Here is a 21784-nt window from a genome sequence, read left to right as displayed (position 1 = left end):
GCCCTGTTCCAATATTTCTTATTTTTCCTATAACATTCCAAAGCTTTTTTTAATTTGAACAATATTTACGGAACAAAGCCTAACAATAGGCTTCTGTTCCGTAGGCCGAAATGACAAATCATGTTCAATTACGGAACAGATTATAAAACAACAACTTTTTTCCGTAGGATTATAGTGCTAATTCATTAACAAGCTAACGATATTTACATCTATGAAAGTCATGACTACGGAAAAAATCATATTATTATGTTCTTTTTCCGTAATCAGATTCATTCTAAGAATATTGACTACGGAAAAAAAGCTGAAGTCAGCCTATGTTCCGTAAAACATGCTAATTTACCAATTATTGTTATTTAAAATGGCACTCACTGTGCCAAAGCTCAACCCTCCCGTAAGTGCGCCACAACCTGGCACACTTACTAGCGCCTAGCGGCGCCCAATAAAAATAAGCAGCCTAGTCACTTTGGATGCAAGCATCCACGCAACTAGACTGCTTATTTTTACTCGGCTTGTGCTTTATAGGCTTTATTCCAGCTCCACAGTTCCTGGTGGCTTAGAAGTGAGGTCGTACATTACGCGGTTGACACCCTTAACCTCATTGATGATGCGGCTCATAACACGCTGGAGAACCTCGAAAGGAATCTCAGTAGCTTCAGCTGTCATGAAGTCGATGGTTTCAACGGCACGAAGTACAACTGCATAGTCGTAGGTACGCTCATCACCCATAACACCAACAGAGCGCATGTTTGAAAGAGCTGCGAAATACTGATCTGGAAGCTTAGCTAAGCCAGCCTCTGCAAGCTCTGTTCTATAAATATAATCAGCATCCTGAACTATGCGAACTTTTTCTGCTGTAACCTCACCAATGATACGGATACCAAGGCCTGGGCCTGGGAATGGCTGACGGAATACAAGGTATTCTGGAAGGCCAAGCTCAAGACCAACCTTACGAACCTCATCCTTGAAAAGATTGCGAAGAGGCTCGATGATTTCCTTGAAATCAACATAGTCAGGAAGTCCACCAACATTGTGATGAGACTTAATAACTACTGACTCACCGCCAAGACCTGACTCTACAACGTCTGGATAGATAGTTCCCTGTGCAAGGAAGTCTACAGTACCAATCTTCTTTGCTTCTTCCTCGAAGACACGGATGAATTCTTCACCGATGATTTTACGCTTCTGCTCTGGCTCTTCTACACCAGCAAGCTTTGCATAATAACGCTCTGCAGCGTTAACACGAACAAAATTAATATCAAAGGAACCGGCTGGGCCAAATACGCTTTCTACTTCATCACCTTCGTTTTTACGAAGAAGACCATGATCTACGAACACACAGGTAAGCTGCTTTCCAATAGCCTTGGCCAAAAGTGCTGCAAGCACTGATGAATCAACACCACCAGAAAGGGCAAGTAATACCTTGCCATCGCCAACACGCTGACGAATCTCGCCAATGGTCTGCTCAACAAAAGAATCCATACGCCAAGAACCAGCAGTACCGCAGATGTTACGAACAAAGTTAAATAAAATGTCCTTTCCCTGAACAGTGTGAAGCACCTCTGGGTGGAACTGAATTGCATAAAGCTTCTTAGCCTCGCAAGCAGCTGCTGCAACAGGACAATCAGCAGTATGAGCTATAATATCAAAATCAGGAGCAACCTTGCTAATATAGTCAAAGTGACTCATCCAAACGATAGTTGACTTGTCAACACCAGCAAAAAGTGTCTCTGAAGCACCATCAATAAAGGTCTCAGTCTTTCCGTACTCGCGTACAGGCGCCTTTTCAACCTTACCACCTAAGAGATGCATCATAAGCTGAGCACCATAACAAAGACCAAGCACAGGTATACCAAGCTCGAATAGCTCTTTAGTATAGGTAGGTGCTCCATCTTCATAACAAGAATTTGGTCCGCCAGTAAGAATAATTCCAGCAGGATTCATTTCTTTAATTTGGTCAATAGGGGTACGGTAAGAATAGATTTCACAATAGACATTACATTCTCTGACACGACGAGCAACCAACTGGTTGTACTGTCCGCCAAAGTCGATAACAATGACTTTTTCCTGGTTCATTAGACGCTCCTTCTATTAAAGTTACTTTTAAATTTCCTATAGTATATGTGCTTTTAACATTTTCTTCAACAGTAAATATACATAATTTCCTTATACAACTAATATAATCCTTACTTCAATATAAATAATTCACCAATTCCCACCGATATAAAATATAGGATAATGTCATAGTAGCTATATTAACCAAACTACCATCTCACAGGAGAAATAATATATGAACGTAAGCGTAACAAATTCTCTCAGCTTAAGATTATATTATGGAAAGTATTCTGCATTTGCAAAAGGTTCTACCAGAAACGAGGCCACTAAAGGCACTCTTTCTATGGCTGATGCAAGTGCTCTTCGTAATGCCATCAAAAAGCTGCAGGATTACAAGTTTACCGACAGCAGTGATACTCAAAATCAAGAAAAGCTGAAGGCTTTTACCGACGCCGTAAACAATACGCTTACCTCTGCCAGCAAATACGGAAAAGACGACACCTCTGTAAGAAACGCAGCTTCAAAAATCAAAACACTTAATAATGAATATGCGTCTGAGCTGAAAAGGATTGGCATAACCGTACAAAAGGACGGCACTATGTCCCTTTATGAATCAGCTTCAACCACATATAAATCTGAACGTTTTCAGAATTTCTTCGATAAAGATTCCAAGTATTTGAAGGACTTATATGATGCAGCCAAAAGAATTACACGAAGAGTTGATGTAAGGATTTAACTTGCACTTTTGCCCTTTATGGATTAAATTATCATATGGGAGATTATGTAATCTCCTTAAATTTTTTTGGAGGCAAAAGTAATGATATTTGGCTCGTCCCAAAAAAGAGGACTAAAAATAATAATTGTAGGATGTGGTAAAGTAGGCCGCACCCTAGTAGATAGACTTTCAAAGGAAGGTCATGATATTGTCGTTATCGATCAGAAGCAAGAACGAATCGATAATCTCACAAATCTTTATGACATAATGGGTATCCAGGGAAATGGTGCCAGCTACAGCACTCAGGTTGAAGCTGGTATTAAGGATGCGGATCTCATTATTGCCGTAACTAACTCAGATGAGCTTAATCTTCTCTGCTGCACAATCGCTAAACAGGTAGGTGATTGCGCTTCAATCGCACGAGTTAGAAATCCCGACTATTCAAAGGAAATTTCATATCTTCAGGAAAAGCTTGGCTTGGTTATGATTATCAACCCAGAGCTTGAGGCTGCCAGAGAGATTTCATCTATTCTCTCTCTTCCATCCACACTTGAAGTTTCTTCCTTTGCCCACGGCCAGGCTGAAATGGTTGAGTTCAAAATTGAGGAGGGCAACATCCTTGATGGCCTTACAATTAAGAACCTTAGCCAATCAAGCTCTAGCAAGGTGCTTATCACAGCCGTTAAACGTGACGACGAAGTAGTTATCCCTACTGGTGATTTCGTCCTTAAAACAAACGATATTGTTTGTGCCGTTGGTGCAAGACGATTTGCTCGTACCTTCTTGAACGAAATTGGATTCAAAACCCGCCAGGTTAAGGACTGTTTGATTGTTGGTGGCGGAAAGGCTTCCTTCTATCTTGCAAAGCTCCTTCTTCAGGCAAGAATGAACGTACGAATCATTGAAAGAAGCAAGGAACGCTGCGAAGAACTTTCTATTGCCCTTCCAAAGGCTACAATCATTAATGGTGATGGTAGCGACGAGGCACTTCTTCGTGAGGAAGGCATCGAATATGTTGAAAGCTTTATTCCTCTTACAGGAATCGACGAAGAAAATATTTTCCTTACCCTTTATGCTAATCAAGTTAGCAATGCAAAGGTAATTACAAAAATTAACCGAATCAGCTTCGACAACGTTATGTCACAGTTGAACCTTGGATCTGTGGTATATCCTCGTCAGATAACAGCAGAATCTATCATCGCTTACGTTCGAGCAAAGAGTGCTTCTGGTGATGGAAACGATATCCTTACCCTCTACCATCTTTTCGATCAGAGAGTGGAAGCTATCGAGTTTAACATTACTGAAAAGTCAAAGGCCACAGGCGTGCCTTTCTCAGTTTTACAATTTAAAGACAATGTTCTTATTGCCTTTATCAATCGTAATGGCAAAATCATCATTCCTAGCGGTTCTGATACCATCGAGGTTGGTGATACAATCATGGTTGTAACTACACACACTGGCTTTGCTACTATTTTAGATACATTGAGGTAATAGGACATGAATAATTCCGTCATTCGTTTTATCCTATTATATGTTGTAGGATTTTTAGGATTGTTTTTAATGCTTCCGATTTTTGTGGCATTTATCTACCACGAAAGTGTTTGGGTTGACTATGCTATAGTTGCATTCCCATGTCTTGTGGCAGGCGTTATTAACAGCTATTTCAAACCAAAGAAGTTTAGTTTCTACTTAAAAGAAGGTTTCTTCTGTACAGGTGCATCTTGGGTGGTTTTATCCGTCATTGGCGCCATTCCACTTTGGCTCACAGGAGAAATTCCTCATTATATTGATGCTTTATTCGAAGCTGTTTCCGGCTTCACCACAACAGGTGCTTCCATTATTGATAATGTTGAAACCCTTTCTCACGCTTCACTATTTTGGCGAAGCTTTACTCACTTAGTAGGTGGTATGGGAGTTTTGGTATTCCTTCTTACAGTTATCCCACTTGCAGGTGGTGAGGGTTCACAGTTCAATCTTATGAAAGCTGAGTCACCTGGCCCATCTGTTGGAAAGCTGGTTCCAAAGCTTAAGAACACAGCACAGATGCTTTACTTGATTTATTTAGGCCTTTGCGCTTTAGAAATCACTCTTCTATTGATTGCAGGTATGACACCATTTGAGGCAATCAATACTGGTATCGCCACAGCAGGTACTGGAGGTTTCGGTATTTACGCCAACAGCTGTGCAGGCTTCAACGTGGCTTGTCAGTGGATAATAGCTATTTTTATGTTTGTATTCGGTGTTAACTTCAACTTCTACTACTATGTGCTATTCCACCATGCTAGAGATGCCTTTAGAATGGAAGAAGTTAGAATGTACACCCTTTTGACACTTGGTTCAATCGGTATTATTACCTTTAACACCTTAAGCTGCAGCGCAGGATTGTTTGATGCTCTTACAAAGGCAGCCTTCCAGGTTACCTCAATCCAATCTTCTACTGGTTTCTCAACTGCTGACTTTGCTGTTTGGCCACAGGCCAGCCGTTGTGTTTTGGTAATCCTTATGTTTATTGGTGCCTGCGCCGGTTCCACTGGTGGTGGTATCAAGGTTTCTCGATTTGTACTTATGGGCAAGGCTGTTCACAAGGAGTTGATCAGCTACATTCATCCACGTAGTATCAGAAAGACTCTTATGGATGGAAAGCCAGTTAACCACGATACAGTTCGTTCCAACAACGTATTTTTCGGTACATTTATGTTGGTGTTCTTTGTAAGTGTGTTTATCCTTTCTTTCGAGAACCTAGATTTTTCGACCATCTTTACAGCAGTTATTGCCACAATGAGTAACATCGGACCTGGTATGAGCATGGTTGGTCCTGCTGCAAACTTTGCATTCTTTACTGATTTATCAAAGATTGTTTTGATATTTGATATGCTAGCAGGAAGACTTGAGCTTTTCCCAATCCTTATGCTCTTCCATCCAACTATTTGGCAAGACTTATTTACAAAGCGTCGCTCTAAGGAATTAGAACACGCAGGAAAGATTTTCAAAAATAAATAATTATGGAAACTATTCTTATGAAAATGACTGATGCTTTCGAGCATCAGTCATTCTACAATTACAAAGAAAATTTTATAACAATTGACTGCCGAGATATTGAAGGCACAAGATGCTACTTAGATGACCTTGCAAAAGAAGAAATCCAAAAACGTATATACGAATTTTCTCCAACTGGCATACACTTTATTGATTCAGGCAACTACCACTATCTCAGCCTTCTTTGGCTTCAAAAAGTGAAGGAGGATTTTAGCCTTGTACTCTTTGATCACCATCCTGATGATCAGCCTCCAAGCTTCGGCCAAATCACCTCCTGTGGCGGATGGGTTCTTGAAGCTAAAGAAACTCTGCCGAACTTAAAGAAGGTCTTCACCTATGGAGTTGGTGAAGAAATACCTGTGGAGGATATTCCAATGGATTTACCTTTATATATCTCCATCGACAAGGACGTTCTTTCCACTGAATGTTCCGTTACCGATTGGGACCAGGGAAATATGACTTTAGAAGAACTACTTGATTCTCTGAAGATCCTCTTTAAAAATCACAGGATTATTGGCGTAGATATCTGCGGAGACAGCGGGGAAAACGCCGAATCAGGCGGCAAAATTAATAATCAGACAAATGCTGCTCTCTTTGACTTTTTATCGGAAAACTTTTAAAATATAAGTAACAAATGTTGGGTTATCATATAGATACAAATACAGAATCTGTATGATTTATATTTTAAAATTGGAGGGAACCACTATGTATCCAGTAATTACTATCTCAAGAGAATTCGGCAGCGGTGGTCATAGCATTGGAGAAGCTGTTGCAAAGCAATTAAACATTCCTTTTTACGATGGGGAAATCGTAAATCGTGTGGCTGTTGAAAGTGGCTATGCAAAAGAGCTTATAGAGACTCAAGGTGAATATACATCTTCTACAGCAATGTGGTTTGATATTTCAGCTGCAGGTACAATGTACTTCCAGAGTCCTCAGGATGAAATATTTATAGCTCAGAAAAAGGTTATCCTTGAATTTGCCAGCAAAGGTCCTTGCGTAATCGTTGGACGTTGTGCGGACTACATTCTTCGCAAGGAGGGCATCCGCTGCATGAACGTTATGATTCACGCAGATATGGAGCACAGAAAAAAGAGAGTTCTTGACCGCTACGAAAACATAGAAAATGTCAGCATTGAGAAGCGCCTTGCAAAGAAGGATAAACAGAGAAAAACCTATTACAAATATTACACCGACAAAAACTGGGGTGATTTCAGAGAGTATGATGTAATTTTAGACAGCGGTACTCTCGGTGAAGAAACCTGTGTAAATACAATTTGTCAGCTTGCTGAAAAGTATCCTGAATAACTACAAAAAGCAAAGAGGTCCATTCCGCTAGGGAGTGGGCCTCTTTTCACATCTCATCAATCAGTCAAAGTCGACTGGTCTTTTATTATCTATTATCTACCTTTTCTGGATACATATCGTGGTTTGCCATGCGATTGAAGGCAACCTCTTCCCACTTTGTACCTGGCTTTCCATAGTTGCAATATGGGTCGATGGAAATACCTCCTCTTGGAGTGAATTTGCCCCAAACCTCAATATACTTTGGATCCATAAGCTTAATCAAATCCTTCATGATGATGTTTACACAATCCTCATGGAAGTCACCGTGATTTCTAAAACTGAAAAGGTAAAGCTTAAGAGACTTGCTCTCCACCATCTTTTCTCCTGGAACATAGGAAATGATGATGTTCGCAAAATCTGGCTGACCTGTAATTGGACAAAGTGATGTAAACTCTGGACAATTAAACTTTACAAAATAGTCATTTTCAGGATGCTTATTCAAGAATGTCTGAAGCATCTCTGGTGCGTAATTGTCTGGATAAGTGTTGTTTTTGTTTCCAAGAAGGGTAAGTGTACCCTCTGCTGCTCTATCTGCCATAATTTTTTCCTCCGATATATTACATTTCATATTCAATAGGGTCTGTAACCCCGTTAAGCTCAAATGCAGCCTTTCTATCGATGCAAGTGCCACATTTACCGCAGGCCTTTTCATGACCCTCATAACAGCTCCAGGTAAGCTCATAAGGCACACCTAATTCTAAGCCCTTCTTTACCACCTGTGATTTTGTGAGACTAATAAATGGCGCCACAATTTCGAGCTGCTTTCCACTGCCCTCGTAGATTGCCTTGTTCATAGCCTCGTTGAAAGCCTCTGAACAGTCTGGGTATGCGTTGCCTGCTGCATCGTCGCTGTGTGCTCCATAGTAAATCTTTGAACATCCCTTTGAAAGTGCAATGGCACTGGCACTTGAAAGGAATAACCCATTTCTAAATGGCACATATGTGCTCACTGGCTTGCCATCTGTTTTAGCAAGCTGCTCTGCATAAGATTCCTCTGGAATTTCTCCCTCTGAATGCTGTAGCAATGTACAATCGCTAAACTGAAACATTGTAGATAAATCAAGAGTGATATGCTCTACCTTATAATGCTCGCAAACCGCATCTGCAGCCTTGATTTCTTTATCATGACGCTGTCCGTAGAAAATTGAAAGTCCAACTACATTCTCGCTTCCATATTCCTTTACTGCCATTCCAAGACATGTGGTGCTATCCACGCCACCACTAACTAAAACTAATGCTTTCATATTTATCTCCTTTTACAGCTCATCCTCTATCTTAATCTTGCAAGCAAGTCCTTATCAGTCTTAAACCTACCTCGTAAGGTTTGAGTATAAGTTCTTGCCCCTGCATTTTTGATTCCTCTGGCAGTCATGCAAGAATGGCTAGCTTCTATAAATACAGCTACATCCTCTGATTCAGTAACCATCTGAAGAATCTCAGCAATATCATTTCCAATTCGCTCCTGAAGCTGAAGTCGCTTTGCTGCCATATCAGCGATTCTTGCAATTTTGCTAAGACCAATTACCTTTCCATTTGGAATATAGGCTACGCTGACCTTCATGTCATACATAAGTGCAAGATGATGTTCGCAATAGCTGAAGACCTCAATATCCTTTACAAAGACCAAATCCTGATTGTTATCATCGTAATAATCCTCATCGAAGGTCTTGTTAAACATTTCTGCAATATCCTGGTTACTATAATTCATTCCTTCAAAGACTTCCTCGTACATACGAGCCACTCTGTCAGGGGTCTCCACAAGTCCTGCTCTATCTGGGTCATCCCCAAGAGCTATAATAATATTTCTAATGCTTTCCTTTATTAATTCCTTGTTAATTGCCATTTCTATCCTCTTCTTAAAACTACACGCCACGCTTATTTGGATCCCAAATAAACTTGTGAAGCTGAAGCTGTAAACGAATATCATTTCGCTTATGCTCTATCAAATAGTCCACCATATCTGCCGGTTCAATACGACCGAAAACCGGGCTGATTAAAACAGTACATTTATCTGAAAGTGAATACGTATTTACGATATTGCAAACCTTATCCAACTCACTTACATCTGAGCAAACAAACTTAACAGTATCCTTTTCCTGTAAATACTGGAAGTTTGATAAATCCATTTTTGCTTCCATTCCTGATCCTGCCAACTTGTAATCAAGGGTAAAGGCTGGAGGATTCTCTATAGCAACAAATGGCTCAAGTGAAATACTACCATTAGTCTCTATCTCGACCTTTATATCCGGTTCCTTAGCAAAAGCCTCTAGCAGAACCATAACATCTTTTGCCAAAAGTGGCTCGCCACCAGTAAGAGTAACTCTTTTTACTCCTGTGGATTTCACATAATCTAGAAGCTGAAGCTCTGTCATTTCTTCTGCCTTGGCATCAGCAGTACAAGCCCATCTTGTATCACAATAGCTGCAAGAAAGATTACATCCACGGAGTCTAATAAACACTGCAAGCTCACCTGCGTGCTGTCCCTCACCATTAATGCTGACAAATTTTTCTACTACGTTAAATACTGCCATAATTAGTCTTCCGAATAACTTGCACAGTTATTTGGTGTCTCGTAAACGGTCACCTCTGCAACTGTAAAGCCATATTCCTTAAACTTGTAAAAGAAGTACCTAGAAAAATTCTCTGCCGTTGGTCTAAATGGAACCTCATGCATTTCAAAATTCTCAGCTTTCAAAGCTGCAACTGTTTCGTCCTTCAGGGAACCAAGTTCATATATAAAGCTGTGATCAAAAAAATCTGTTTCCTTCTTTAAAGCATCCTTTACATCTCCGAAATCAACAACCATGCCACGTTGCTGGCCTTCAGACTGTAGCTTTTCAGTCTTTATTTTTAGGATTACTCTCCAACGATGACCGTGTAAATTTGAACACTTGCCCTCGTAACCTGCTAAAAAGTGAGCTCCATCAAAGGATGCCTCTGCTGTTAAATAGTACATTGAAAATCTCCTTGAATCAGGACATAAGAAATACAGACGCGAAAATCCACAAAGGATTCCAATAAAAAAGGCTGCGCACCGGCAGCCAAAACAAACATAGTAATATATCTTAGTCCTGGTTTTGTTTATGGACAGGATGGTACAAACGAACTGTCCCTCACCCGAAGGTGAATTTCTATATCTTAATTGCTTGAATATAATACAACCTGAACCAGAAAAATGCAAGCATAAATGGGCTGATTTTTCTTATAAAATAAAGATTCTAAGCCTCATCCCAAAAGGCTACTGCTCTTTCTAACCAACCATTTGCTTTTGTCCTCTTTCCAAGACCAATACCGTGGGGTACACCAAAGTATTTTTCATACTTATGAACCACTCCATTTTCAGTGAGAGCTACATCAAACACGTCCGCATGACGGCTGGCTGGTACAAGCACATCCCAAGAACCCGAATACATAAAGGTTGGAGGATAATCCTCCTCAATGTAATTTTTTACATCAAGAAGCTGGCGGCCCTTTCGAATACCTCGCAATCCAAACATATAATAGCTTCCACGATTTGATAACCACACGCCTAAAAGACCAATCCATATATTCCAATATGGATGATGAAGCCAGTCATTAACACAAGTCCATGGATAGCCAAGAAGTATAGCCTTAGGCTTAGGAAGTTGATAATCAATATAGCCAAATTTATGGCTGGAGAAAATGCCTGCAAGATTACCCCCTGCAGAAAATCCCATTAATGAGTATCCCTCAATATCAACCTGAAACTTGTCAGGATTATCCTTTATCAGAACTAGTGCTGCGCCTAAATCCTGCATTGGCGCAAAAGGTTCGCAATCACGGCCAGCTCTATAATCAAGCACAAAAGCATTAATGTCCATTTTGTTTAGTGCTGCTGCAACAGGATATCCTTCCTGCTTCAAACAAACATGTGCATATCCTCCACCTGGAAGTATCATAACAAAGCGCTTATCTCTAGGATTGTCAGCAGGAAAATACATAAGTCGAACATCTCGCTTGTGCTTATCCTCTGCCATCTCCTCCATAGTGTACACTGGCATCTGAATGAAACGACCGGTGGCTGCCAGCTCCTTCATACGAGCTCTTCCACCCTTAACATCATTTGCAATATGCTCATAATAGTACATTCTGGCAATAGAATATACCGTAAATACGAATGTCAATATAAAATAAACAAGTATTATTGTGCGAAGCGCTTGCGCAAAACCTTCATTAAATAAGTAAAAATTCATTCTAGTCCTCCCGTACGTGTCGTTACTTCAATAATATCACATGTAGTACGTATCACAAGTAATATGTAGCGAAAGTAGTACATACTAAAAGAAGTGTATAAAATAAGCCTTGGGTAGCTATCTAGCTCTTAGTGTTACTCAAGCGAAGCTTTCTTCAGCTGAGCGGAGTAATATCTAAGGCTTGAGAGCGTAACCCAAGGCTTTATATTATATTAAATTACTTACGACCACGCTTGAAGGTTACGCTTACGCGCTGCTTGAGTCCGTATGGAAGCACGTACTTAAGCTTGTCCTCAGAAGGAGTCATCTTTGAGCACTCTGGATGTTCTCTGTAAAGCTTGATTGCATCGAATTCGCACTTGGTTGTACAAATACCACAACCGATACACTTATTCTCATCAACAACAGAAGCTCCACACTTAAGACATCTAGCTGTCTCAATCTTGATCTGCTCCTCTGTAAGTTCAACAGTCTTATCACGGAATGTAAGCTCGCCGTCAACAGTTGTCTTAGAAACACCTGGAATCTGACGTGGGCTGTGATCGTAATCACCAATCATAAGGTTTTCCTTATCAAGCTCGATGAAATCACGACGGTTACGTCCGATAGTAAGTGAGCTATTAGGCTGTACGAAACGGTGGATTGAGATAGCACCCTCACGACCAGCTGCGATAGCATCGATAGCAAATCTAGGGCCTGTGTACATATCACCACCAACGAAGATATCAGGCTCGTCTGTCTGATATGTAAGAGAATCTGCCTTTGGTCCACGCTCGATAACAACCTTGGAATCCTTGAAGAGATCTCCGTAAACGCTACGCTGTCCTACTGAGAAGATAACATGCTTACACTCTACAGTGATTGTATCATTCTCGTCGTACTGTGGAGAGAAGCGACCTGTCTCATCCTTAACACGTGTACACTTCTTAAGAACGATACCCTTTACAGCGCCTGCCTCGTCAACGAGAACTTCCTTAGGACCCCAACCGCAGTTGAGCTCTACGCCCTCAGCTTCAACAATTTCTATTTCCTCTGGAGAAGCTGGCATGATGTCTCTGCTCTCGAGACAGAACATAGAAACCTTTTCATTACCAACACGTCTTGCAGAACGAGCAACGTCGATAGCAACGTTACCACCACCGATAACAACAAGGTCACCCTTAATATCGTATGCTTCATTCTCTGAGCACTGGTGAAGGAAATCAACAGCTGTAGCTGTACCGATAGCATCATCACCAGGTACGTTTGGACGATTACCACCCTGGCAACCGATAGCTACGTAGAATGCCTTGTAGCCCTGTGAACGGAGCTCTGCAAGAGAGATATCCTTACCTACTTCAACGCCACACTTAATCTCTACACCAAGCTCCTTGATGATTTCGATTTCAGCATCGATAACATTGTTCTCAAGAACGAATGATGGAATACCATAGCGAAGCATACCACCTGGATACTTGCTCTTCTCGAAGATTGTTGGCTTGTAGCCCTTAAGTGCTAAGTAGTAAGCACATGAAAGACCTGCAGGACCTGCACCGATGATAGCAATCTTCTCGTTGAACTCGCCCTTAAGTGAAGGAACAATCTTCTTTGGAATATATCTTGTCTCAGCCTTGAGATCCATCTCAGCTAAGAAACGCTTAACCTCATCGATTGCGATAGCCTCATCAACTGTACCTCTTGTACAAGCAGCCTCACAACGTCTGTTACATACACGACCGCAAATAGCTGGAAGTGGGTTGTCCTGCTTGATAAGAGCAAGAGCTTCCTTGTAACGTCCCTGAGCTGCCATACGAAGATAACCCTGGATAGCAATGTGAGCAGGACAAGCTGTCTTACATGGAGCTGTACCAGTGTCGTAGCAGTTAATTCTATTGTTGTCCCTGTAATCGTCATCCCAGTCGTCTGTAGTCCACTTCTTCTCTGTTGGAAGAACGTGCTTTGGATACTGAACTTCTGAACCATCAGCCTTGCAAAGCTTCTGGCCAAGCTTAACAGCACCTGCTGGACAAGACTCAACACACTTACCACAAGCAACACAATCCTCAGCAGTAACGTGAGCAATATATGCCGAACGTGACATATTAGGAGTGTTGAAAAGCTGTGATGTACGAAGAGCATAACATACATTTACATTACAGTTACAGATAGCGAAAATCTTGTTCTCACCATCGATATTTGTGATCTGGTGAACGAAACCGTTCTCCTCAGCCTGCTTGAAAATCTCAAGAGCCTCCTCACGAGTGATATAAACGCCACCCTTGTTGGTCTCAACAACGTAATCAGCCATATCACCTACAGCGATACACCAACCGATAGGATCATCTGCACAGCCCTCATCATATGTCTGTCTAGAAAGACGGCATGAACATGGTGACTTAGCATACTTTCCTTCGTATTTATCAAGCCAGTATGAAATCTTTTCAAGACCAATTGCTTCCTGCTCCATACCGATAGCTTCCTCAACAGGAATAACGTGCATACCGATACCAGCGCCTCCTGGTGGCACCATGTGTGTAAGTCCCTCAAGTGGAAGACGTGACATTCTCTCGAAGAAACGTCCCATCTCAGGATGCTCCTTGAGAAGATCCTGGTTCATGTTAGAAAACTCTGCTGAACCTGGAACGAACATAGGAAGAACCCACTGCTTTTCGTGAGCATCATTCTCATAGTTCCACTCAATAAGACCTGTGTAGCTAGCCTGCTCGAGACGCTCTTCAAGTGTCTTCTCATCAAGACCTGTAATTTCAAGCATCTGCTTAAAAGTCTTTGGCTTTCTAATACCACCCATCTGAAGTGCAAGCTCTGCAATCTCCTTTGTAGGTGCAAGATTTGCAACTGCCCAGTACTCTGGATCATACTTTGTGATTTTCTGAAGACCAAGCTTGATCTTTGCTCGGTCTGTAATCACCTTACCAAGCTGAAGAATCTCAGGACGGAGATCTTCATCCTTTAAATCTTTTACCCAATCAGGATAAAAATCACCTAAACGGTCTGGTCCAATTCCCATATTAATTATTTCCTCCTTTTACCTTAAAAACTATTTATACTCTCTCTACCCTCAAAAAGTTCGTCGGCTAAAGCCTTCTGATAAACACCTGTGCCAGCAGGTTAATTATCAGCGTTCCAGTCAGCGACCTGGCCCCTCAACCAGTTAATCCACTCATCAAAACCTTCGCCTGTTTTTGCCGAAACAAATATAACCTGGGCATTAGGGTTCAACTTATGGATTCGCTCTGTAACAGCTTCTTTTGAGAATTCGGTGAACACAGGAAGTGTGTCACATTTGTTGATAAGCACCACATCGCAAACAGAAAACATAAGTGGATACTTAAGTGGCTTGTCGTCTCCCTCTGGAACTGAAAGAATCATTGCATTCTTTGAAGAACCAGTATCAAACTCTGCGGGACAAACAAGGTTACCAACATTTTCTAGGAAAACCAAATCCAAATCCTCTGTACCAAATTCATGTAAGCCCTGTCTGGTCATGTCTGCATCAAGATGACACATACCGCCAGTGTGAATCTGAATTGCTCGAGCTCCTGCCGCCTGAATTGTGGCTGCATCCACATCCGAATCAATATCCGCTTCCATAACGCCAATAGCCATCTCGTCCTTAAGTCTGGCTATGGTTTGGCATAAGGTGGTGGTTTTTCCTGAGCCCGGAGAAGACATTAGATTAACTAAAAAAGTCTTCTGAGATTTTAATTCAGCTCTAAGTTTTTTTGCGTCAGCATCGTTATCCTCAAAGATACTCTGCTTTACCTCAATAACTTTGTAATCTTCCATAATCCCTCCGCTTAATTGCATTCTTGTGTATAAAACCCCAAGAATGAAAACTAAACCATTATCTTCTAGTTTCCTAGTCGTATAAATATAACCTAATTGATAAATTATTGTCAATTAGGTCAAGTCTCAAACTCCGTATAAAATCTAGTACAAAACGCCATAAATACCCACGTGAGTATTTTCAGATAATTCTCTTGTACAATATATACATATATTACCACAGAATTATGTAAAAATCACTAGTTTGTATTATATTTTTTCAATATTTTTCATTTTATTTTATATTTGTAATTCAATTATACAACTTTATTCCCCTTTAACTCAACATTACAACTGCCCTGTCCCCACCAACAATCCCTATAAAAATAACAAAAAAGACCTCCGGAATTCCGGAGGTCTAAAGAGCAAATATATTAATATATTATTTAAAATATCTATTAAGTAATCCTTCTAGTGCTTTGCCGTGGCGAGCCTCATCACGAGCCATCTCATGAACGGTGTCATGAATAGCATCAAGGTTGTTTTTCTTAGCACAGGTAGCTAAATCAACCTTACCGGCTGTAGCACCATATTCGCAGTCAACACGCCATCTAAGATTCTTTTCTGTAGAGTTTGTCATATTCTTCTCTAAGTCAGAACCAAGAAGCTCTGCAAACTTGGCAGCATGTTCTGCCTCTTCAAAGGCCGCCTTCTCCCAATAGAGTCCAATCTCCGGGTAGCCCTCTCGATGAGCTACACGAGCCATGCAAAGATACATACCAACTTCTGAGCATTCGCCTTCAAAATTAGACTTAAGCTGTTCGAAGATAAACTTTTTATCTTCTTCAGAAATCTCAGGATTATCCTTTACTGTTGCACCATATACACCAAACTTGTGCTCTGCTGCAAGAGCGATTTCACCTTCGACCTTCTTGAACTTGTCACCACTAACGTGACATACAGGACATTCATCAGGAGGATTATCTCCCTCATGAACATAACCACATACAGGACATACATACTTTGCCATAGTATAAACTCCTTTCGAAAACAGCCCCCAATAGTTTAAATTAAAAAGATAATACTATTTTAGCACACAGATTATCTTTTATCGTTTCAAAACACTAAGAATTCTCACATTTTTCACAGTTTAAGATTCTCCAGGAACAGTTCTTCAAATCGAGGAGTAGTGGCCAATAGTACCACCTGTGAATTGTCCTTTATTTCCTTTAAAGCATCTTCGTCAGGTTCCATAATAAAGGCGATATCTCCGATGAGGGAGGTATTACCAAGGGATTCAAATTTAGGTATCAAATCCATAGAGAATAAGCCTATACCTGCAGCTGCCCATATGCTTATGGTTGCCCCAAGTCCACCTGATACATAAAGGTGGTCTATGGACTCTGGCGGAAGTTTTGCAGCTTCCATCAACATTTGCAGACCGGATCTTATGGCTGCCTTTGCCAAAATAACCTGTTGAATATCTTCGCCTGTAACAATAATATCCTCTGTAATCGGAAAGCCCGTATCAGCATATTCTTCTATAAGAAGTCCGCCCTCATCAATCAGCTCATTTCGTCTAAGCTCATGTATTAAATCGATTATTCCAGAACCACATATACCAATTGGCTTTTCACCTCCAATGGTGGTGAATTTGCAGATTCTATTGTTTATAGAGATATGATTGATTGCTCCAGCTATAGACGCACAGCCACAGCTGAGGGATGCTCCCTCTAAAGCTGGTCCTGCGGATGCGGAAGAACACCAATATTTTTCACCATCAAAAAGAACTATCTCCGCATTGGTTCCCATATCCACAAAGAGGAAGGTCTCCTTCTCCTTGTTTTTAAGTTTGGCTTCACGCTTTATATAGTAAAGACCTGAAACAATATCCCCGCCTACAAAGGCACTTATAGATGGCATAAAAAAGATATTACGATTGGTCTCACGGAACTTTACGGCATCAGTGGTATAAGGTACAAAAGGATACTTGGCCATACCATCCATTGGATATTTCAACATCAGGTGGGTCATAACGGTATTACCTGAAATAACCACCCTATGAGTTAAGAAATCTTCGCCAATGATCGTTGTACCAAGACGCATCAAATCCTTAATTACAAGCTGACTAAGTTCATCTCTATTTCCCTCTATTGAGGCTTTAATTCGGCTCATAACATCCGCGCCAAATTTAAGCTGTCCATTGGTCCATGTACGTTGTCTAAGGATTTTTCCTGTACCAAGCTCCACTGCAGCTGCTGCAAGCGTCGTGGTTCCAATATCAACTGCAATTGCAATATTTGTTTTATCAAGTGGGAGCTCCTCTTCGACACCAGAGGTAGCCACAGATGTGATTTCAGAAACTAGTCTTTTTGGCACCTGAATCTTGCAATCCTTTGTGATTACACACTTACAACCGATGCGCCAGCCATTTCTCATTTCCGAGAAATCTAAAGCTCGCTCATCGTTTGAAGTCATTTCAGGTGCACCATAAACGAACCTTATGGCGCAGCTTAAACACTTTCCAATACCGCCACAAGGTCTATAGAATTTAAGACCTAAATGGTCCATAACATCCCCAAAGGTGATTTCCTCATCCCTTGTCATGTATACATATTCCTGTTCAGGAACAACATCTTCAATAACAATTTTAATTTCCATGTGTCCTATCGTATTCCTCAAGTGAATGCAAATCCATTTTTAGTTCACCACTATTATCTACCAAAATTGTCATATAAGTGTGTTCTCTGGAATTTTGTCTGGGATAAGATATACTTCCAGGATTTGCGATTATCAGATTCTCATAGTGGTCTATGGTTGGCACATGTGTGTGACCGTATAAAACAATGTCGCAGCCTTTGTTTTTGGCCGCCTCAGCTATTTTTTCATAACCATAATTAACACCGTAATAATGACCATGGGTGAGAAGTATAACGTGGTTTCCAACTTCGAGAACCACCTCGCTTGGAAGATTTCCACCCCAGTCACAATTTCCTGCAACACACTCGCATGGTGCTTCGGACATCATCCAAAGATTATCCTCCACCCCCTGTCCATCTCCAAGATGATAGATTACATCTGGATTTTCAATATGTATTGCATCACGAAGATTCTCAGACCTTCCATGGCTATCACTAACAACTAATATTTTCATGCTTAATTATTTCTTCCTTTATCATTCTAAGCGCCTGTCCACGATGGCTTATGGCATTTTTTTCTTCTGGTGATACACTGGCTGTACTAACATCCTTGTCCCAAAGATAAAAAATAGGATCATAGCCAAAGCCGTTTGTTCCCATAGGCTCCCAGCCAATATACCCCTCTATAGTACCACGGACTACGGCCTCTTTTCCATCTGGAAAAACAGCGGAAACCGCGCATACGAATCTGGCACTTCTATCCTGCTTCTCAACACCCTCAAGTCGCTGTATGAGATTTGCATTCTTTACATCATAAGAGGTATCCTCACCTAAATATCTGGCAGAGTAAATACCCGGTTCCTTATTCAATGCGTCAATTTCAAGACCACTGTCATCAGCAAGAACGATTGCATCAGGAACAAGCTTTGATATTGCTCTTGATTTAATAAGAGAATTCTCTTCAAAGGTTTTTCCATCCTCAACGATGTCACAGTCCACACCTGCCTCCTTCATGGACTGAATATCGTATTTATCCTCACCTAAGATTGCTTTAATCTCTCGCATCTTGTTTACATTGCCAGTGGCAAAAACGATTTTAGTTTTATTCATTATTCACACCTCATCTGCCCCTACGGGGCACCTTCTCCTCAAGGAGAAGGCTCTATACTCTATAAATTTAAATACTCAAGAACTGCGTCATATAATGCTTTTGCTGTAGACTGTTGGTATTCCTTGTCCTGAAGCTTTTCAAGCTCATTGGCGTTGGTCATAAAGCCGATTTCTGCCAAGGCAACTGGTGACTTTGAGGTTCTGATTATGTAAACCTCATCCCCAACAACCGTGCCCTTTGATTTTGAACCTAGCTCCTCTAAAAGATGATTTAGGCACATTTCAGCAAATTTCTTGGACTCTCCAGTAGAATCTCCACCCTTGTACATAACCTCCGTTCCACTGATGTTGCTCATTCGGCCTGAGGCAGTGGAGTTGTTGTGTACAGATAAAAATAAATCTGCATCAGAATCATTTGCCAAACCAACTCTTGCTTCAAAGGAAGGATTGGAATCATCGGTACGAGTATAATAAACACCTATATTTTTATTGCTAGCGTCAAAAAGTTTTTTCAACTCTAAGACAATCTGCAAGTCTAAATCCTTTTCATCAACCCCTAATTTGCTAGCTCCAGGCACATTTCCACCATGACCAGCATCCACCACAACAACGTAATCATACACGTCGTGAGGCTCAAGGAAATCCAAGTAAATATACTCCCCCTCCGAGGTCATTTTAACCTCTTTTACATCATCAAGGGCAAGCTCAATAACACCTACCAAATCTGAACTATCGTAGGTGATATCCACGATATTATCTCCATTTCCTCTCATTGGATAATTGGTGAAGTAGTCCTTTCCAATACCATTAATGGTGATTTTAATTGTTCTATCAACTTGGGAATTATCAATAGAAACCGCTTTACTTGTGACATTCTGTGGCAGGGTCAATCTGATTTGATGCCCCTTAAGAACACTCTCCCTTGTTTGCTCGTCATCCCCTTCAAGCTCCTCTTCAGAGGCACGAAGCATTTCCATAACAGATGTCCTTCCCCCTGCGAGTTTGTTGTCTTGAATTTTAAGCGCAATTATATGCATGTTTGGCACATAAATAAGCAGGCAGCTCATTATAATAACAACTGCCAACACTATGGCCGTAAAGGCCCCCATTACTTTCTCTTCCATTAACTCATCCGGTTCAACCCCAAAGCGTAACCCTAATGCTTACTTTTTATCTTCAGGATTAAACACTTCCACAACATTATTTGCATAAGCCTTTATGCAAAGATTTGCTTTTGCAACGTCTTCAACATTCTCCCAATCCAATCCGTTATTGCTGATAAAGCCCTTTCCATCGGTGATATCAACATTCTTTGTCATGGCGTCACTTGCATATTCCACAGCCAGTGGACGCAAGGTGTCTGGAGTGTTTATATAGACAACAATTGCAAAATTTTCTCCCTTTGCTACTGTCTTAGCTGAATTAAATTTTACGGTATAATATCCCGCTTGGTCAACTGTTCCTGAAGCCACAATTTCCTTTGAAGCCAAGGTGCTTGTGTTTTCATAATTTGGAACAAAATAAACCTGGTAGCTGGTGTTTTTGCCAAGAGCATAGAAGCCAGCCGCCTCGATTTGCTGATCTGCTTCTGCAGTGTAGGTATTGGCGCCATAAGCCCACTCTTTACTGTAGCCTATCTGACCTACCCAACCACACAAATCACTCTGATAAATATAGCTATAGCTGTTATTTGTATCCACTTTTACATAGGATACAGCCTGATTTCCGATGTTTGAATCATAATAAGAAATATAGAATACACCATCATCGCCAAAACCACTTCCCCAACTGTTTTGACAAATGAAGGCACCATTTCCAGCAACCTTTGTACTGAAATTATCAGCAGAATATGAATCATCCCAGCCTATAATAACCACGTCATGGTTTGGCTTCGCATTTCCCGTATAGCAGTATGAATTGGTACTTCGATTATAGCTGCTTGAACCATTAAGATTAGCAGTAGAAACACTGGCATAAATAGAGGTAGAAACACCGCCATAACAATATACTGCACGCTTTATATCATCCAAATTTTCAGAATCATAAAAATGAGCTTCCTGAAGATGTACTGGACTGATTTCATCGTCACTTGTCAGTTCTTCAAAAAGATTTTTGCTATCCTCTGTTTCTACTGGACCCTGCCACGACAACAAATAGGCCAAGGCCATTGTGTAATCTCCACCTGCTGATTCATCCAAATTAAAGCTATTTGAATTAATCATGGAATCCACAGAAAACTTGTATGGCTTTGCTGGTAAAAGTGAAGACTCAAGAGACTCTAGGGATGCACAAGCCCAACAGGTGGCAGTGGACCCCTGATTTCGAATAAAGCTTACACGATTGACTGAGCGAAGATCATAAGACTTTGGAAGCTTAGGAACCTTATTAATATTTATGTTTACAGTGTAGGTAGACTTGTCATAAGAATAGTCATAATTAAACACCTTACATAAATCCTCGAGACCTACGTACAAATCTCCAAGATGCAAGGATGGTCTTGTTTTAAGGCTGATTTCCTCGCCATTTTCAGTGGCACTGTTTTTTCCTTCAATGAACTCGTAAATGTCATTTGTAATCTGTACAACTGCGCTATTTTCATCCTGCATAAAGGCTGATCCGTTGAGAACAGTTCGGATGAATTCTAAAGAGCCAACAGGATTAAGTCCATCATCTAACATGGTATTTTGATTGCTTTCAACATAAGGCTCTCCATTGATATAAACCTTGAGCTTGCTACCATCATTAAGATTTTTGGACATCAAAGGATACAGCACATCTTCATTGAGTGCTGCACCACGGAAGGTCTCGACAGCTGCATATCTGTCGTTCCAATTATTCATTTTTCCAAACAAGGTGATGGCTATCACTAGCACAAACACCACAAATCTCTTGGAAAATTTCATATT

20 protein-coding genes are annotated in these 21784 nt (G+C 40.8%); 5 read left to right on the top strand and 15 right to left on the bottom strand.

Annotation, left to right across the window (positions count from 1 at the left end; all coding sequences use genetic code 11):
* Positions 1–525: 525 nt before the first annotated feature.
* The gene (gene guaA, locus BLR54_RS12515) at positions 526–2073 is read right to left on the bottom strand and encodes a glutamine-hydrolyzing GMP synthase (protein ID WP_090421595.1); all 1548 of its coding nucleotides are present in this window, start codon (positions 2071–2073) and stop codon (positions 526–528) included.
* Between the two features lie 214 nt (positions 2074–2287).
* Between guaA and BLR54_RS12510 the strand changes: the two genes are divergently transcribed.
* The 5 genes from BLR54_RS12510 (at position 2288) to BLR54_RS12490 (ending at position 7111) form a co-directional block, all read left to right on the top strand.
* Positions 2288–2788, top strand: coding sequence for a hypothetical protein (locus BLR54_RS12510; RefSeq protein ID WP_090421593.1), 501 nt, complete (start codon positions 2288–2290; stop codon positions 2786–2788).
* Positions 2789–2869: 81 nt separating this feature from the next.
* Positions 2870–4258, top strand: a complete 1389-nt coding sequence (trkA, locus tag BLR54_RS12505; RefSeq protein WP_090421591.1) for a Trk system potassium transporter TrkA — start codon at positions 2870–2872, stop codon at positions 4256–4258.
* 6 nt (positions 4259–4264) lie between these two features.
* The gene (locus tag BLR54_RS12500) at positions 4265–5767 is read left to right on the top strand and encodes a TrkH family potassium uptake protein (RefSeq protein WP_090421588.1); all 1503 of its coding nucleotides are present in this window, start codon (positions 4265–4267) and stop codon (positions 5765–5767) included.
* A 2-nt stretch (positions 5768–5769) separates the two neighbouring features.
* The gene (locus BLR54_RS12495; RefSeq protein ID WP_090421586.1) at positions 5770–6423 is read left to right on the top strand and encodes a hypothetical protein; all 654 of its coding nucleotides are present in this window, start codon (positions 5770–5772) and stop codon (positions 6421–6423) included.
* Positions 6424–6508: 85 nt separating this feature from the next.
* On the top strand, positions 6509–7111 hold the full coding sequence (locus tag BLR54_RS12490) for a cytidylate kinase-like family protein (protein WP_090421584.1): 603 nt from the start codon (positions 6509–6511) through the stop codon (positions 7109–7111).
* 85 nt (positions 7112–7196) lie between these two features.
* Here the strand turns inward: BLR54_RS12490 and queF are convergent, their stop codons facing one another.
* From queF to BLR54_RS12420, 14 genes are all read right to left on the bottom strand, one after another.
* On the bottom strand, positions 7197–7688 hold the full coding sequence (gene queF, locus BLR54_RS12485) for a preQ(1) synthase (protein ID WP_072915344.1): 492 nt from the start codon (positions 7686–7688) through the stop codon (positions 7197–7199).
* A gap of 19 nt (positions 7689–7707) precedes the next feature.
* The gene (gene queC / locus BLR54_RS12480; protein ID WP_090421582.1) at positions 7708–8394 is read right to left on the bottom strand and encodes a 7-cyano-7-deazaguanine synthase QueC; all 687 of its coding nucleotides are present in this window, start codon (positions 8392–8394) and stop codon (positions 7708–7710) included.
* Positions 8395–8420: 26 nt separating this feature from the next.
* Positions 8421–8993: a GTP cyclohydrolase I FolE gene (gene folE, locus BLR54_RS12475; protein WP_090421580.1), complete on the bottom strand. Its 573-nt coding sequence runs from the start codon at positions 8991–8993 to the stop codon at positions 8421–8423.
* A gap of 19 nt (positions 8994–9012) precedes the next feature.
* Entirely contained in the window at positions 9013–9681 is a 669-nt protein-coding gene (gene queE / locus BLR54_RS12470; RefSeq protein WP_090421578.1) for a putative 7-carboxy-7-deazaguanine synthase QueE, read from the bottom strand.
* A gap of 2 nt (positions 9682–9683) precedes the next feature.
* On the bottom strand, positions 9684–10106 hold the full coding sequence (locus BLR54_RS12465) for a 6-pyruvoyl trahydropterin synthase family protein (RefSeq protein ID WP_090421576.1): 423 nt from the start codon (positions 10104–10106) through the stop codon (positions 9684–9686).
* Positions 10107–10368: 262 nt separating this feature from the next.
* Positions 10369–11364 carry an alpha/beta hydrolase gene (locus BLR54_RS12460; RefSeq protein WP_090421574.1) on the bottom strand — a complete coding sequence of 332 codons (996 nt, stop codon included), beginning with the start codon at positions 11362–11364 and terminating at the stop codon, positions 10369–10371.
* Positions 11365–11581: 217 nt separating this feature from the next.
* Entirely contained in the window at positions 11582–14371 is a 2790-nt protein-coding gene (locus BLR54_RS12455) for an FAD-dependent oxidoreductase (RefSeq protein WP_176761946.1), read from the bottom strand.
* Positions 14372–14472: 101 nt separating this feature from the next.
* Complete coding sequence (gene hypB, locus BLR54_RS12450) at positions 14473–15150, bottom strand: hydrogenase nickel incorporation protein HypB (RefSeq protein ID WP_090421572.1); 678 nt, start codon at positions 15148–15150, stop codon at positions 14473–14475.
* A 421-nt stretch (positions 15151–15571) separates the two neighbouring features.
* Entirely contained in the window at positions 15572–16159 is a 588-nt protein-coding gene (locus tag BLR54_RS12445; RefSeq protein ID WP_090421570.1) for an NADH peroxidase, read from the bottom strand.
* A 113-nt stretch (positions 16160–16272) separates the two neighbouring features.
* Positions 16273–17790 carry an ASKHA domain-containing protein gene (locus tag BLR54_RS12440; protein ID WP_090421568.1) on the bottom strand — a complete coding sequence of 506 codons (1518 nt, stop codon included), beginning with the start codon at positions 17788–17790 and terminating at the stop codon, positions 16273–16275.
* A complete protein-coding gene (locus BLR54_RS12435) occupies positions 17780–18283 on the bottom strand; it encodes a metallophosphoesterase family protein (protein WP_090421566.1) in 504 nt (167 codons plus the stop codon). Before BLR54_RS12435 ends, BLR54_RS12440 begins: the two co-directional genes overlap by 11 nt.
* Positions 18264–18878 (bottom strand): RdgB/HAM1 family non-canonical purine NTP pyrophosphatase, encoded by a 615-nt coding sequence (gene rdgB / locus BLR54_RS12430; RefSeq protein WP_090421564.1) that lies wholly within the window; start codon positions 18876–18878, stop codon positions 18264–18266. Before rdgB ends, BLR54_RS12435 begins: the two co-directional genes overlap by 20 nt.
* Positions 18879–18937: 59 nt before the next feature.
* Positions 18938–20002, bottom strand: coding sequence for an N-acetylmuramoyl-L-alanine amidase (locus BLR54_RS12425; RefSeq protein ID WP_090421562.1), 1065 nt, complete (start codon positions 20000–20002; stop codon positions 18938–18940).
* 39 nt (positions 20003–20041) lie between these two features.
* Positions 20042–21781 carry a lectin like domain-containing protein gene (locus tag BLR54_RS12420; RefSeq protein WP_090421560.1) on the bottom strand — a complete coding sequence of 580 codons (1740 nt, stop codon included), beginning with the start codon at positions 21779–21781 and terminating at the stop codon, positions 20042–20044.
* Positions 21782–21784 lie beyond the last annotated feature (3 nt).

Origin of the sequence: Pseudobutyrivibrio sp. YE44, from assembly GCF_900104335.1 — a bacterium.
GTDB lineage: Bacteria > Bacillota > Clostridia > Lachnospirales > Lachnospiraceae > Pseudobutyrivibrio.
This window is presented reverse-complemented; position numbering and strand designations above follow the sequence as displayed.